The sequence below is a fragment of the Paraflavisolibacter caeni genome, assembly GCF_025628885.1.
GTDB lineage: Bacteria > Bacteroidota > Bacteroidia > Chitinophagales > Chitinophagaceae > Flavisolibacter > Flavisolibacter caeni.
The window spans coordinates 233791-247972 of the sequence record NZ_JAOTIF010000002.1 but is presented as its reverse complement, the minus strand read 5'-3'; the positions used below and the strand labels follow the sequence as shown (position 1 = coordinate 247972).

Below are 14182 nucleotides of genomic sequence, written 5' to 3'. Positions count from 1 at the left end.
GAGACCATATTGGAAGAAGTGCCCGCACCTTTGGTAAAGCCTGGTCAATTGCTCATTAAAACTACACGAAGTTTAGTCTCATTAGGAACTGAACGAATGTTGGTTGAATTTGGCAAAGCAAACTTTATTCAAAAAGCAAAACAACAGCCGGATAAAGTAAAGCAAGTGCTGGATAAAGTGAAAACTGAAGGGCTTATTTCAACGTTGGAATCTGTTTTCAATAAGTTGGATCAACCTCTTCCATTAGGTTATTGCAATGTTGGACGGGTCATTGCAGTTGGTGATGGCGTACATGAATTCAAAGTTGGAGATCGGGTTGCCTCCAATGGCAATCATGCTGAATATGTGTCGATACCCAAAAATCTTGTTGCACATGTTCCTGAAAATGTTTCAGATGATGAAGCGGCATTTACAGTAATCGGATCTATTGGTTTACAGGGTATCCGGTTGTGCAATCCAACCTTTGGTGAAACGGTTGTAGTCATAGGGTTAGGACTTATTGGTTTGATTACTGCTCAATTGCTCAAAGCAAATGGTTGCCGGGTCATTGGGATTGATCTTGACTCGAATAAAATAGCAATTGCCAAAAAAGCTGGAATTATTACCGTAAACCCACAATCCGGTGATGATCCTGTAAAGTTTGTTCAAAACTTAACAAATGAAGTAGGTGCCGACGGCGTCATTATCACTGCATCTGCCAAGACAGATCAAATAATTTCTCATGCAGCTCAGATGAGCCGTAAAAGAGGACGCATTATATTGGTCGGTGTAATTGGACTAAATCTGAATAGATCTGAATTCTATGAGAAAGAATTAACTTTCCAAGTATCCTGCTCCTATGGTCCAGGACGCTATGATGAAAAGTATGAACAAAAGGGACAGGATTACCCAATATCTTTTGTAAGATGGACAGAAAAAAGGAACTTCGAAGCAATATTACAAGCAATATCAACAGGTAAACTTGATGTAAAATCATTAGTTACAGAGCGTGCAGCTCTAGATGATTACACTAAAATATACAACAACATAAGCAATAAAGATTCTATAGCTTCTATATTAATCTATCCTGATCAATCAGATGCTTCCAGTGTTGTTACATTAAGTACTGTACTATTTACCCAACAGAAAGGTACTATTGGAATTATCGGTGCTGGTAATTTTACAAGGATGACCATGTTGCCTTCCTTAAAAAAGGCTAATACCACTTTAGTGAACATAGCCAGCTCAGGAGGACTTTCGGGAACTGCACTCGCAAAAAAGTATAACATATCTAAGAGCACGACTGATTACAAGGAAATAATCAATGATGCAAGTATTGATCTTGTGATGATAACAACCCGTCATAATCAACATGCGAAATTGGTTGTCGAGTGCCTGCAAGCCGGAAAACATGTATTTGTAGAGAAGCCTCTTGCATTAAATCAGGAAGAGCTCAATCAGATTGTAAGAGCTTATGACGGTAAATCAACATTGACCGTTGGCTTTAATCGCAGGTTTTCACCGCACATTCAAAAAATAAAGCAATTAGTTGGTACTGCGCCTGTAAATGTAGTAGCTACGATGAATGCCGGATACATTCCAACCAACGTGTGGGTGCACGATATGAAAGTTGGAGGAGGTAGAATCATTGGCGAAGCTTGCCATTATATAGATTTAATCAGTTTTATAACAGGAAGCAGAATACATGCTGTTTGTATGAATGCTATGGGCTCCAAACCAGAAGAAAATACTGATAACGCATCTATATTGTTACGATATGAGAACGGAAGTACTGGAGTAATCAATTATTTTTCAAATGGATCCAAAGAATACTCGAAAGAGCGAGTGGAGGTTTATTCACAAGAAAGAACCTTGATCATGGATAACTTCAAAACGACTAATGGGTATGGCTTTAGAGGTTTCTCCAAGTTAAAAACAAAAATTGATAAAGGCCATAACGCACAATTTAAATTGTTAACGGAGCGTATTACGAGAGGTGGAGAAGCACTTATTCCATTTGATGAAATTATCAATACAACAAAAGCCAGTTTTGCTGCCATTGAGAGTTTAAAGGTGAATAGTTGGATTAAAATTATTTAAATGCTTATTGATATTATTGCGGGAGCACGCCCGAACTTCATGAAAATTGCTCCTATAATCAAAGCTGTTAGGAATGCTGTAAATGACGGATATAATATTTCGTTTCGTTTAATACATACCGGGCAACATTATGATAAGAAAATGAGTGGGGATTTCTTCGATCAGTTAGGCATTCCTGAACCGGATATTAACTTAGAGGCAGGAGGAGGTACACAAGCTGAACAAACAGCAGCTATTATGGTTCGCTATGAAAAAGTGTTATTAGAGAACAGGCCTGATCTTGTGCTGGTGGTGGGAGATGTCACCTCAACTATGGCATGTGCCATAGCTGCAAAGAAACTGAACAACATCAAGGTCGCCCATGTGGAAGGAGGTATTCGCAGTTGGGATATGACAATGCCGGAAGAAATCAACCGGATGGTTACTGATTCCATTACAGATTATTTTTTCACTACTTCAGATACGGCCAATGAGAACCTGCTAAAGTCTGGCGTTTCACTAGAGAGAATATTTTTTGTGGGTAATACCATGATCGATACGTTGAACCAGCAAACGCCCCGGTTCATAGAACCACCTGTCTGGAAGGAAGCTGCTCTAAAAGATAATGGTTATATTGTAATGACTTTGCACCGGCCGGCCAACGTGGATGAAGAAAACAAACTCGCTGAATTGATGGAAGCTATATTAGAAGCATCCAAGGGAGTACCCATCATTTTTCCAGTTCATCCAAGAACGGCTAAAATTCTTTCCTCAACAAACATCAACGCTTCAAACCTGTTTCTTATAGAACCTCTCAGTTACCTAGAGTTCAATTACCTGGTGCAACACGCAAAAGCAGTGATCACCGACTCTGGGGGAATAACAGAAGAAACCACTGTAATGGGGGTGCCTTGCATGACCCTGCGTGATAATACCGAAAGACCAGAAACGTGCACCATTGGCACAAACGAACTAATCGGCACCAACCCAAGTGCCATCAAGCCCGCTTTTGAAAAATTGTACCGGGGTGAATGGAAAAAGGGCAGCATTCCAAAGTATTGGGATGGCCATGCCGCTGACCGGATTGTAAAGCATTTATGTACTCTTTTTGAATTAGACTCAATCACAGTTAATTGATCAACAAATTCAAAGACAGGGTCAACCTGGCCCAAAATATGGGGTGGCGGTATATCCGTTTCCGTGGTTGCTACGAAGTTTTTAGGCGAACGGGTTTATTAAAAAATAAATTCCCACTTTCACCAGTCAGCAAAACTGCGGGCTCCCTGGAACAATGGAAAGAGCAGGCAGGCAATTTCTTTTTCCAAAATAAAAGAAATATAAATGTTGAATTGAAACCATCTAACCAGTTAAAAGAATGGTTTGATAAATACCGCTTGGGTAAGTTTGTTTTTTTCAACAGCCTGACCTATGACATAGGGCTTAATTACGATTGGGTTACCAACCCGGAAACTGGTTTTAAATACGATATAAGGAAACATTGGACAGAAGTAGCAGACTTTTCGAGGGAGGCCGGGGATATAAAGTTTGTCTGGGAGAAGTCCCGTTTCAGTTTTTTGTATGATCTAATCCGGTTTGATTACCATTTTCAGCAGGATTGCTCGGGTATTGTATTTGGGGAGATCCTTTCCTGGATTAAGAACAACCCTGTAAACTGTGGGCCTAACTACCGTTGTAGCCAGGAAATTTCATTACGCGTATTGAACTGGATCTTTGCCTTATATTATTACCGCGATTCAGAAAACCTGTCGGAAGACGTATTTGCTCAAATAGAATATTCTATATACTGGCAGCTACATCATGTATACCATAATATTGATTTTTCCAGGATAGCTGTTCGAAACAATCATGCCCTTACAGAAACGCTTGCTCTTTTTATAGCAGGAATGCTCTTCCCTTATATACCGGAAGTAAAGGCGTGGGGACAAAAGGGAAAGAAGTGGTTTGAGGAAGAGTTATCCTACCAGGTATATGAGGACGGCACCTTTCTGCAGTTCTCAATGAACTACCACCGGGTAGTGATACAGTTGCTTACATGGGGGATACGATTATCAGAAATTAACAAGGACCCTCTATTGCCCATTGTGTATGAACGAGCGGAAAAGTCTTTGTTCTTTTTACGAACCTGCATGGATGATTATACAGGCAGACTGCCCAATTATGGTGCAAACGATGGGGCTTTATTTTTTAAATTAAATGACCGGGGATTTCCGGATTTCAGACCTCAACTGAATGGTCTGGCTGCTGTACTCCATATTGATGCCGGTTTAAACAGCACCGAAGAAGACCTGGGATGGTATGGTTTGCAACCTGAATACAAAAAAAGCCTTGACCTAAGCTCTATCGTGTATCGGTTTCCCAAAGGGGGATATTACTTAATCCGGGAGCAGGATACCCTGACGTTTATCCGTTGTGGGAATCACAAAGACAGGCCATCACAGGCCGATAACCTGCACATGGATGTTTGGTATAAGGGAAAGAATATTTTGTTGGATGGCGGTAGTTATAAGTATAACACAACAGAAGAACTGGCCAGGTATTTTTTTGGTACAGCCTCACACAATACAGTTTTGCTCGATGAGCAAGACCAGATGAAAAAAGGAGGACGGTTTATCTGGTTTTACTGGACGCAATGTAAGAAGGCAGAATTGAGAGAAGATGCAGAAAGAATCAATTTTTCAGGAACGATCAGTGCATTCCGCCAGCTCGGCAAAAATATAGACCACCAAAGAACAATTATTAAAACTAAAGGAAAGCCGGAATGGATAATCGAAGACCATATTAAAGGATTACCACCAGGCCGGACGATCATTCAAAATTGGAATCAGCCATCTTCAGCTGACATAAGTTATGCTTCAGAGGCGGAGGAACCATTGCATCCAGAAATAGCTAAAGGATGGTATTCTTCACAATATGGTCAAAAAGAAGAGACTAAAAGAGTGATCATCAGCAGTGCAACAAATACAATAAAAACACGGATAAAAATAAACAGTGAATATCTTATTAATACACCAATACTTTCTGGAAGATGATGATGCAGGCGGATCGCGATGGAACGAAATCACAAAAACATGGGTCAGCCAGGGTGCACAGGTAACAGTCCTTGCTGGCATGGTGCATGCCAATGGAAAGGAGAAAAGAAGTGAATATAAAGGAAAACTATATAAAAAGAAATTGCAGGGTGAGGTTGCAGTGTGGAGATGCCATGTATCGGAGGCTTATAATAAAAATTTTATCGGCCGTTTGTGGGGTTATTTTTCATTCATGTTCTCCAGCCTTTGGGCAGGTCTTTTCAAGGTGAAGGGGAATTTTGATGTAGTCATTGTTACATCACCACCACTTTTTGTTGGTTTCAGCGGTTATTGTATTTCACGATTTAAAAGAATCCCTCTAGTATTTGAGATTCGAGATCTCTGGCCTGAATCGGCGATAGATACTGGGGTACTGCGTTCAAAGCCGATCATCAAACTGGCATTTTGGTTTGAACGGTTTATATATAGGAAAGCCAAGCTAATAAACGTCTTAACACCTGCATTCAGGACCGCTTTAATCGAAAATAAAAATGTACCAGCCGATAAGGTCATATTTATTCCAAATGCAGCAGACTTTTCTTTATCCGATAGCCTTCTGGAGAACTTTGACAGGCAAATATTCAGAAGTAAAAATGATTTAAATGACCATTTTGTTATCACTTATGTAGGGGCACATGGTGTGGCCAACCATCTACAGCAGGTATTGGATGCTGGCAAATTACTGGAAGACACCAATGTACTCTTTCTCCTGATTGGTCAGGGTATGGAAAAGGAGAAGCTAAAAAAAATGGCCAAAGAGCGCCAAATCAAGAATGTGCGTTTTCTGGATCCAGTCCCCAAACAGGAAGTCTTCAAATACATTATCAGTTCTGATATGGGTATGTCTGTATTGAAAAAAGTTGATACTTTCAAAACTGTATATTCAAACAAGACCTTTGATTATATGGCTTGTAAGAAGCCGATTTTAATGGCCATAGATGGTGTTTCGAGGGAGCTGGTAGAACAAGCTGAAGCCGGCAGTTATATTGAGCCGGAAAATGCAGAAGAGTTTAACCGGGTAATCAGGATGTACATCAATGATCAGGGAAGAATTGTAGAAGAAGGTGTTAATGGTTACCATTTTGCTAAAGAAAATTTTGACCGGACGCAGTTAGCAAAAAAATACCTGGCACTCATAAAAGATGTCTTAAAAAAATGAACCGACTCAATCAAAAAGTCTATCTGTCATTCATAAAACCAGTATTAGACTTTCTTGTGAGCTTTGTGGCCTTTATCTGTTTTTTACCTATTTTCATCATTGTTGTTATCATATTATTTTTTGCTAACGATGGTAAGGTGTTTTTTCTTCAAAGGCGACCAGGCAAGAATGAACGAATCTTTTCAATTATTAAGTTCAAAACAATGAATGATCGAAAAGATAAAGAAGGTAATTTATTACCTGATGAAAAAAGGTTGACACCTGTGGGAAAGTTTATACGTAAGACTTCTTTAGATGAAATACCCCAGCTTATTAATGTTATTAAAGGCGATATGAGTATCATTGGACCTCGGCCTTTGCTGGTAGAGTATCTTTCTTTATACAATAGCCAACAAAGAAGAAGGCATGAAGTAAAGCCCGGAATTACAGGATGGGCGCAGGTAAATGGGAGAAATGCAATTAGCTGGGATCAGAAATTTGAGAAGGATATATGGTATGTAGAACATATCAGCTTCTGGCTTGATGTTAAAATTGCCTTGAGAACATTATATAAGGTATTTAAGTCAGAAGGCATCAATTCAGCGTCTTCAGTTACCATGGAAAAGTTTTCAGGAAGTATCTTAAATTAAGCAGATGTACTTATACGGCGCCAGTGGACATGCAAAAGTTATAATTGAAATCCTTGAGTGTTTAGGGATTACAATTGACGGGTTATTTGATGATAATGTGAATATCAACAACCTATTGGGTTATCAAGTAAAACCCTATGAGCATGAAGCAGTAAGTAGTCTAATTATTTCTATCGGAAACAATGCCATAAGGAAAAAGATTGCCGGACTGTTAAACGTAAAATACGGATGTGCATTTCATCCATCTACCAATATTTCACGACGGTCTGTAATTGGTGATGGCACAGTGGTAATGTCCGGGGTAAGCATTAATGCAGATGTGCAAATTGGTAAACACTGTATTATCAATACTAATGCGTCGGTTGACCATGATTGTATTTTAGGAGATTTTGTACATATATCTCCAAATGCTGCTTTATGCGGAGATGTACACATAGGAGAAGGAACTCATATTGGTGCGGGAGCGGTAATCATCCCCGGCATTCGTATTGGGAAGTGGTGCACCATTGGTGCAGGCGCGGTGATCATCCGTAATATACCGGATCATTGTAAATTCGTTGGAAATCCAGGAAATCAAATTCAAGGTTAATGCCCTTTACCTTTTCACATCCCGCTATTCTCCTTCCATTCAGAAAAATAGGTTCTGTAACTGCTTTGGTAGTCGGAAGCATGGTGCCAGATTTCCAAGGATTTATTACACTTGATGTAGACAAGAAATTTAGCCATAGCTGGACAGGCGCTATTTTGCTGGATCTGCCATTGGCGTTACTGTGCTGCTATATTTTTCACGGGGTTGTGAGAATGCCGTTGATAGATCATTTGCCTCGCTATTTTAAAAGCCGTTTTGTACTATTTTATTCCTTTGATTGGGTTGGGCATGTAAAAGAAAATAGCGGGAATGTGTTTTTCTCGCTTATAGCCGGAATTGCGTCACATTTGTTATGGGACCAATTGACGCACCCGGGAATAATTCCAGGAATGGAGGCAGAGGTAGAGATATTTGGAATTTCTGATCCACTTTTTGTTTTCGTTCAATATGCCTGTTCTATTCCTCCTCTTATTCTGATTTTTGTTGTTGTACATCGGTTACCAGTAAACGATATTGTACAGGAGCATTCAAACAAGAAACTTTATTGGGGATTGATTGCACTGGTATCCACCATCTTCACTATATGCAGGTTCATGAATTGTTACCATTCCGAGCACTTTATCGATATACTTATTAATACCAGCATTGCTGGTTTACTGGCAGGATTGATCATTTCATCTATTTACTGCTCCTTAAATAAATTTAAACCAGAAAGTACTGTAAGTACAGCAGTTTAGAATTACAAGAACGTATCAATGGAAACTTTAGAAATAAAACTTACCAGGAAGACAACCGGTAAAATATGGCTTTCATCCCCTCATATGGGAGGTAAGGAAGAAGCATTTGTATCTGAGGCGTTTGCTACCAATTGGATAGCTCCGCTGGGCCCTAATGTAAATGGCCTGGAAGAAAACCTTGCGAATTATTTAGGCGGAGGTGTATCTGTAGCAGCCCTGAGCAGCGGAACTGCAGCCATTCACTTGGGACTTATATTGCTTGGTATAGAGGCAGGAGACGAAGTAATCTGCCAGAGCATGACCTTTTCCGCTTCCGCAAATCCTATAGTTTACATGGGTGCCAATCCTGTATTCATCGACAGCGAGGAAGCAACATGGAATATGAATCCCCTGTTGCTGGAAAAGGCTATAACCGAAGGGATAGCCGCCGGAAAAAAGCCCAAGGCCATCATAGTCGTCCATCTTTATGGCATGCCCGCTCAAATGGAGCAGATCTGCTCTATTGCAAACAAGTATGGGATCCCTGTACTGGAAGATGCCGCTGAAGCATTGGGTTCATCTATCAATGGCCAAAAGTGCGGGACTTTTGGGGATATAGCTGTTTTATCTTTTAATGGTAATAAAATCATCACAACTTCTGGTGGGGGCGCCCTAATATCAAAAAACAAAGCCCTGGTGGAAAAGGCCAAGTTCCTGGCTACCCAGGCTAGGGATAACGCTCCTCACTATGAACATAGCCACATTGGCTATAATTACCGGATGAGCAATATTTGTGCAGGCATTGGGAGAGGGCAAATGCTTGTGTTGGAAGAAAGGGTAAAACAGCGCCGTTCAGTTTACCAATTTTATTATGATTTATTTTCGTCCAATCCGGCAATTGCATTCCTGCCTGAATTGACAGGTTTTAAAAGTAACCGCTGGCTGACAACGGTTATTATCGATCCTGCTGTTTCGTCAAATGGCATTACACGTGAAGAGCTAAGAATGGCACTGGAAAGAGAAAACATAGAATCCCGCCCATTATGGAAGCCCATGCATTTGCAACCGGTTTTTAAAGGATGTAAAAATTACACCAATGGAACAAGTGAGCATTTATTTGATCATGGTCTTTGTCTTCCATCGGGTTCGAATCTAACTAAAGAGCAATTGTCTGATATCAGGACGATCATAGAGAAAGTGATGTCCTGATAACAAGGATATGGCTGCCTGAATTGTCTTCAACACCTATACGGCAGAAAGGACAATATTAAACGTACATTTGCTTGTAGGAGTATTATCCAGATAGTCATTACTCTTAGATTTTGAAGCCGGGCTTCAAAATTTGCTGTTTCATCAACAAAACTTTCTGATTATGAGCATCATTAACCCTATGGATTTCTTCTATTCCATTATCAAAGAAAAAGAAACAACTCCAAGGTGGATCATTTTTGTATTGGATGTAATTATCTGCGTTATGTCCCTTACATACGCCATCCTTCTACGCTTCAATTTTGATTTCAACAGCATTAAAGCACATAATTTTTATTTACAACTGGGAGCTGTGACAGTCATCAATATACTTTGTTTTCTTGTATTCGGTACCTATAAGGGAATCATCCGTATGTCGAGCCTGAAAGAAGGTGCCCGGTGTATCAGTGCGGTTTTTGCTTCTTTCTTTGTTGTTTTAACTGTAAATTTTATTTGCAGCTATTATAGTTGGGCTCATTTGATTCCTACATCCGTATTGATCATCTATTTTTTTACAGCCTCTTTTATCATATTCGGCTACCGGGTAGCGGCGAAAGACCTGTACCACAGGAGCATAAAAGCAAGATATAACCTAGAGAATGTGATGGTATTTGGAGGTGCTTCCAATGGCTTTCTTATCAAAAGAGCCATAGAACACATAAAGGAGTGCAATTATAGTGTTGTTGCGTTTATTGAAACCAATAGCAGGTTTTATAATCGTTCTATCGATAACGTGAAGATTTACTCCTTTCATAAGATTAAAAAAGTATCAAAGGATTGGGATGTAAAGACAGTTTTTCTTGCATCAGACAATATTGAGCTTGAGTTTAAAAATAAGTTGGTCGAGTACTTTTTATCCAGGAACATCAAGGTGAAGGTCCTACCGTCTGTAGAAAACTGGGTAGAAGGAAAATTGCAGCCCCTGCAAATTGAGGATATAAAGATTGAAGACCTTCTAAACCGGCCGCCCATTGAACTTGCCAAAAAGCATATAACTGAATACCTGGAGACCAAGAGGATCTTAATAACAGGAGCTGCAGGATCCATAGGGAGTGAGATCGCAAGACAAGTGGTCAGGATGAACCCGTCGATGGTGATCTTATTCGACAACAGCGAAACCCCTCTTTACGAGATAGAATATGAACTGAAAAAGAAATATGGTGAAAAAGGCTCTATGAAGGTAGTCATTGGGGACGTTACGGAGATAGATGCCATGCGGCGCCTTTTCAGGAAGTACCGACCAGAAGTGGTATTTCATGCGGCTGCATACAAACACGTGCCCATGATGGAAAATAACCCTTCTGAAGCAGTAAAAAATAATGTGCTGGGTACCAAAGTGGTGGCAGACCTTTCCCTGCAGTTTCGGGTAGAACGTTTTGTGCTCATTTCTACAGACAAAGCCATTAACCCGACAAATGTAATGGGCGCGTCCAAGCGAATCGCTGAAATGTATATCAAAGGATTGCAACACAACTTCAAAGAACTGTACATGAATACCACAGGAAAGTACGTATCAGTTCTTTCTAATGATAGTGAAGAAGGACTACACACCAAGTTTATCACTACACGTTTTGGAAATGTATTAGGTTCCAATGGATCCGTTATCCCAAGGTTCAAGGAACAAATTCAAAGAGGTGGTCCTGTCACAGTTACAGACCCTAATATCATCCGTTATTTTATGACCATACCCGAAGCCAGCTCTTTAGTATTAGAAGCGTGTACCATGGGCAATGGTGGTGAGATCTTCCTGTTTGATATGGGAGAACCAGTCCGGATTGCAGATCTGGCACATAAGATGATCAAGCTTTCAGGCTTTGTGCCTGGTAAAGACATAAAGATTGAATACACTGGATTGCGCCCCGGAGAAAAATTATTTGAGGAACTGTTGAATAAGGAAGAAGAAGTAATCCCTACCTACAACAAGAAAATCATGATCTCAAAAACTTCCGAAGCAGATTTTCAATTCATTGGGAGTAATGTAGAGATCCTGATCAAACTGGCACAGCAGAATAAGAATTACGAGGTGGTCAAGCAGATGAAGTTTATGGTGCCGGAATATAAGAGTAATAATTCTGTCTACGAGGAGTTGGACAGGGTAAAACAAGTAAGCTAAGAATCATTGTTGTTTAGTATTCAAAATTTGTATTTTCTTTTTATGAGAGCAACACTTAAGTTCATTATTACTTCTTTTCTATTTGCCTGTAGTTTCTGTTCTATTTCACAGACGATTCCTGTAGGAACACCTTTGCAGGAAGAGACATGGAGAAGGTTACAAATGAGTGGAGTTCTGGACAGCAATACATCACTCACAATAAGGCCTATCAACTATACGTCTATATCTGTAAACGATTCCGGTAATCATGTATTCAACGTTCTAACTGTCAGGAACAATTCTCATTCTTTTTTTTTTGCAAGAGGAGCAGGTAAAGGACTTTTCCTTCCTGTTATGCTTAAGCAACAGTATAACTCTCACCACCCTTATGGATGGAATGATGGTTCCATGATACAGGCAAGGGGTTACCAAGGCCAGTTATCCTTTGGGTTATATTCCACAATTGGTCCTTTAAGTATTCAATTTCAGCCAGAGTTAGTATATGCCCAAAACAGGAACTTTTCAACATTTCCCTCAACATATAGCGATAGCATCTGGAAAAGTTATTATTATTTTTTGAATCACTTTGATAATCCTGAAAAATATGGGAAGGGAGCTTATGCAAAGCTTTTTCCTGGGCAGTCGAGTATACGTTTCAATTATAGGAAACTTTCATTAGGGGTGTCCTCCGAAGACCTGTGGTGGGGCCCTGGTATCCGGAACTCTCTGATCATGAGCAATAATGCAACGGGTTTTCAACATATTACTTTCAACACTGTCTCACCAGTATCCTCTCCTGTTGGTTCCTTTGAATGGCAGGCAGTATCTGGTATTCTAAAAAGTTCAGGCATCTTTCCTGATGATACAGCGCATACTTATGAAGGACATCGACTGTATAGTGCAAAAGTTAATGATGACAGGTATTTCAATGGTATGGTCATTACCTGGCAGCCTAAATGGACAACAGGATTGTTCTTAGGTATGAGCAGGGTTTTTGTTCAATATGAGTCTGAACTAGGGCATTCCTTTAGCAGGTACTTACCAATTGTTACTAAACTTTTTAAAGGTGGTAATGTGGCAAGGGAAGATAGTATTAAAAAGAATCAATTGCTGTCTATATTTTTCAGACTAATTCTTCCAAAGGAGAAAGCTGAATTGTATGCAGAATATGGAAGGAACGATCATGCAGCAAATTTAAGAGATCTCATTTTAGAACCTGAACATTCAAGAGCTTATATAATAGGATTTAGAAAGCTGTTCGAAACTAAAAAGGGGAAGGATGTTGAATTATTTACTGAAATTTCCAACTTGCAGGTCCCCCCTACAATAACTGTCAGGCCACAAGGCAGTTGGTATACTCATGACCGAATCGGGCAGGGATACACAAACCGGGGACAGGTAATTGGAGCAGGTATTGGTCCTGGTAGCAACAGCCAAAGCATTGGACTCAATTGGATAAAAGAAACTGACAAATTTGGCGTGATGTTGGAAAGGGTGGTGTGGAATAATGATTTTTATTTTGATGCATTCGCTCCCCTACAAAACTATGGAAGGCACTGGGTAGATGTATCCTTAAACCTGAATAAAAGCTGGCACCGCAAACATTTTATTTACAATGCAGATCTTTCCTTGATCAGATCGCTAAACTACCAATGGAGAAGTGGCGAAGGAAAAGATGTCAATAATATTCATGCTGGGTTTTCAGTGTCTTATCTCTTTTAATAATACGCCGCCTGCTGGTCACCAGATATAACCAACAGGTGGCATTTTTATTTTTATCACATTATCTTTCCCTCCCTCACCACCTTCGTCCGGATCTTTTCAATCGCAGCCTTCGTATCATCTCCAACTACCAACTTTCCACTGATTTCAGCTCTTTGGTAAAGCAACTCGTCCCAGTGTTCTGTTCCTCTCCACAAAACCCTTTTTAATTCAGCCATTGCTTTCGGACTGGTGTGCACCAATTGGTTAGCCAGGCGGGAAATGGATTCGTCCATGCCTTCAATCGAATCGTGCAATTCGGCGTATAAACCTTTCCTTCTTGCCCAGTCGGCACCACGCCACATGGTGGCATCAATAGCAATCTGGCTGAATGCAGACAAACCTATTTTACGTTCCACCGCAGGACCAATCACAAAAGGACCAATACCAAGAGAAAGTTCACTCAGGCGAATTTCGGCAGCGTCTACAGCGATAGCATAATCTACTGCAGCGGCCAAACCAACCCCACCACCAACGCATTTCCCCTGGATACGGCCAATAACCAGTTTAGGTATTACACGTAAGGCATTGATGACATCGGCAAAGCCCCTGAAAAACTCAAATCCTTTTCGCTCATTTTCTATCGTGGATAACTCACCAAACGCAGCCCCGGCACAAAAGGCCTTATCACCAGCAGAACGTAGCACAATGACCCTGGTATCATCATCACTTCCGACTGCGTGAATTTCATGGGCAAGGCCTTCCAGCAATCGTCGAGGCAGAGAATTACTTTGAGGATGGAAAAACTCTATAGTGGTAATGCCTTTATGAGTTTCGGATACTACATGTCCGTTATGGAAATCTTGTATCATAATTGAGGTATAAAAGGGTGAGGGATAAA

The 14182-nt window shown here is 40.3% G+C and carries 11 protein-coding genes; 10 read left to right on the top strand and 1 reads right to left on the bottom strand.

Features of this window, described 5'->3' with window-relative positions:
• The first annotated feature begins 48 nt into the window (after positions 1-48).
• The 10 genes from OCK74_RS05145 to OCK74_RS05100 all read left to right on the top strand — a co-directional run bounded on the left by OCK74_RS05145 (position 49) and on the right by OCK74_RS05100 (position 13302).
• A complete protein-coding gene (locus tag OCK74_RS05145) occupies positions 49-2079 on the top strand; it encodes a bi-domain-containing oxidoreductase (protein WP_279295936.1) in 2031 nt (676 codons plus the stop codon).
• Positions 2080-3195, top strand: a complete 1116-nt coding sequence (wecB, locus tag OCK74_RS05140; protein ID WP_279295935.1) for a non-hydrolyzing UDP-N-acetylglucosamine 2-epimerase — start codon at positions 2080-2082, stop codon at positions 3193-3195. It abuts the gene before it with no gap.
• Entirely contained in the window at positions 3192-5108 is a 1917-nt protein-coding gene (locus OCK74_RS05135; protein ID WP_279295934.1) for an alginate lyase family protein, read from the top strand. Before wecB ends, OCK74_RS05135 begins: the two co-directional genes overlap by 4 nt.
• Positions 5068-6306 (top strand): glycosyltransferase family 4 protein, encoded by a 1239-nt coding sequence (locus OCK74_RS05130; RefSeq protein ID WP_279295933.1) that lies wholly within the window; start codon positions 5068-5070, stop codon positions 6304-6306. The genes OCK74_RS05135 and OCK74_RS05130 overlap by 41 nt, the downstream gene beginning before the upstream one ends.
• A complete protein-coding gene (locus OCK74_RS05125) occupies positions 6303-6935 on the top strand; it encodes a sugar transferase (RefSeq protein WP_279295932.1) in 633 nt (210 codons plus the stop codon). Before OCK74_RS05130 ends, OCK74_RS05125 begins: the two co-directional genes overlap by 4 nt.
• A gap of 4 nt (positions 6936-6939) precedes the next feature.
• Complete coding sequence (locus OCK74_RS05120; protein WP_279295931.1) at positions 6940-7524, top strand: acetyltransferase; 585 nt, start codon at positions 6940-6942, stop codon at positions 7522-7524.
• Complete coding sequence (locus OCK74_RS05115; RefSeq protein ID WP_279295930.1) at positions 7524-8261, top strand: DUF4184 family protein; 738 nt, start codon at positions 7524-7526, stop codon at positions 8259-8261. The genes OCK74_RS05120 and OCK74_RS05115 overlap by 1 nt, the downstream gene beginning before the upstream one ends.
• A gap of 18 nt (positions 8262-8279) precedes the next feature.
• Positions 8280-9449, top strand: coding sequence for a DegT/DnrJ/EryC1/StrS family aminotransferase (locus OCK74_RS05110; RefSeq protein WP_279295929.1), 1170 nt, complete (start codon positions 8280-8282; stop codon positions 9447-9449).
• 163 nt (positions 9450-9612) lie between these two features.
• Positions 9613-11601, top strand: coding sequence for a polysaccharide biosynthesis protein (locus tag OCK74_RS05105; protein WP_279295928.1), 1989 nt, complete (start codon positions 9613-9615; stop codon positions 11599-11601).
• A gap of 42 nt (positions 11602-11643) precedes the next feature.
• Complete coding sequence (locus OCK74_RS05100) at positions 11644-13302, top strand: capsule assembly Wzi family protein (protein ID WP_279295927.1); 1659 nt, start codon at positions 11644-11646, stop codon at positions 13300-13302.
• A 56-nt stretch (positions 13303-13358) separates the two neighbouring features.
• Here OCK74_RS05100 and OCK74_RS05095 read toward each other — a convergent pair whose 3' ends face one another.
• Positions 13359-14153, bottom strand: coding sequence for an enoyl-CoA hydratase/isomerase family protein (locus tag OCK74_RS05095; protein WP_279295926.1), 795 nt, complete (start codon positions 14151-14153; stop codon positions 13359-13361).
• Between the last annotated feature and the right edge of the window lie 29 nt (positions 14154-14182).

Excerpts from the sequence above, each read along its gene's own strand:
- OCK74_RS05100 (WP_279295927.1), top strand. The coding sequence starts at position 11,644 with ATGAGAGCAACACTTAAGTTCATTATTACTTCTTTTCTATTTGCCTGT.
- OCK74_RS05095 (WP_279295926.1), bottom strand. The coding sequence starts at position 14,153 with ATGATACAAGATTTCCATAACGGACATGTAGTATCCGAAACTCATAAA.
- OCK74_RS05115 (WP_279295930.1), top strand. The coding sequence starts at position 7,524 with ATGCCCTTTACCTTTTCACATCCCGCTATTCTCCTTCCATTCAGAAAA.
- wecB (WP_279295935.1), top strand. The coding sequence starts at position 2,080 with ATGCTTATTGATATTATTGCGGGAGCACGCCCGAACTTCATGAAAATT.
- OCK74_RS05120 (WP_279295931.1), top strand. The coding sequence starts at position 6,940 with ATGTACTTATACGGCGCCAGTGGACATGCAAAAGTTATAATTGAAATC.
- OCK74_RS05110 (WP_279295929.1), top strand. The coding sequence starts at position 8,280 with ATGGAAACTTTAGAAATAAAACTTACCAGGAAGACAACCGGTAAAATA.
- OCK74_RS05125 (WP_279295932.1), top strand. The coding sequence starts at position 6,303 with ATGAACCGACTCAATCAAAAAGTCTATCTGTCATTCATAAAACCAGTA.
- OCK74_RS05105 (WP_279295928.1), top strand. The coding sequence starts at position 9,613 with ATGAGCATCATTAACCCTATGGATTTCTTCTATTCCATTATCAAAGAA.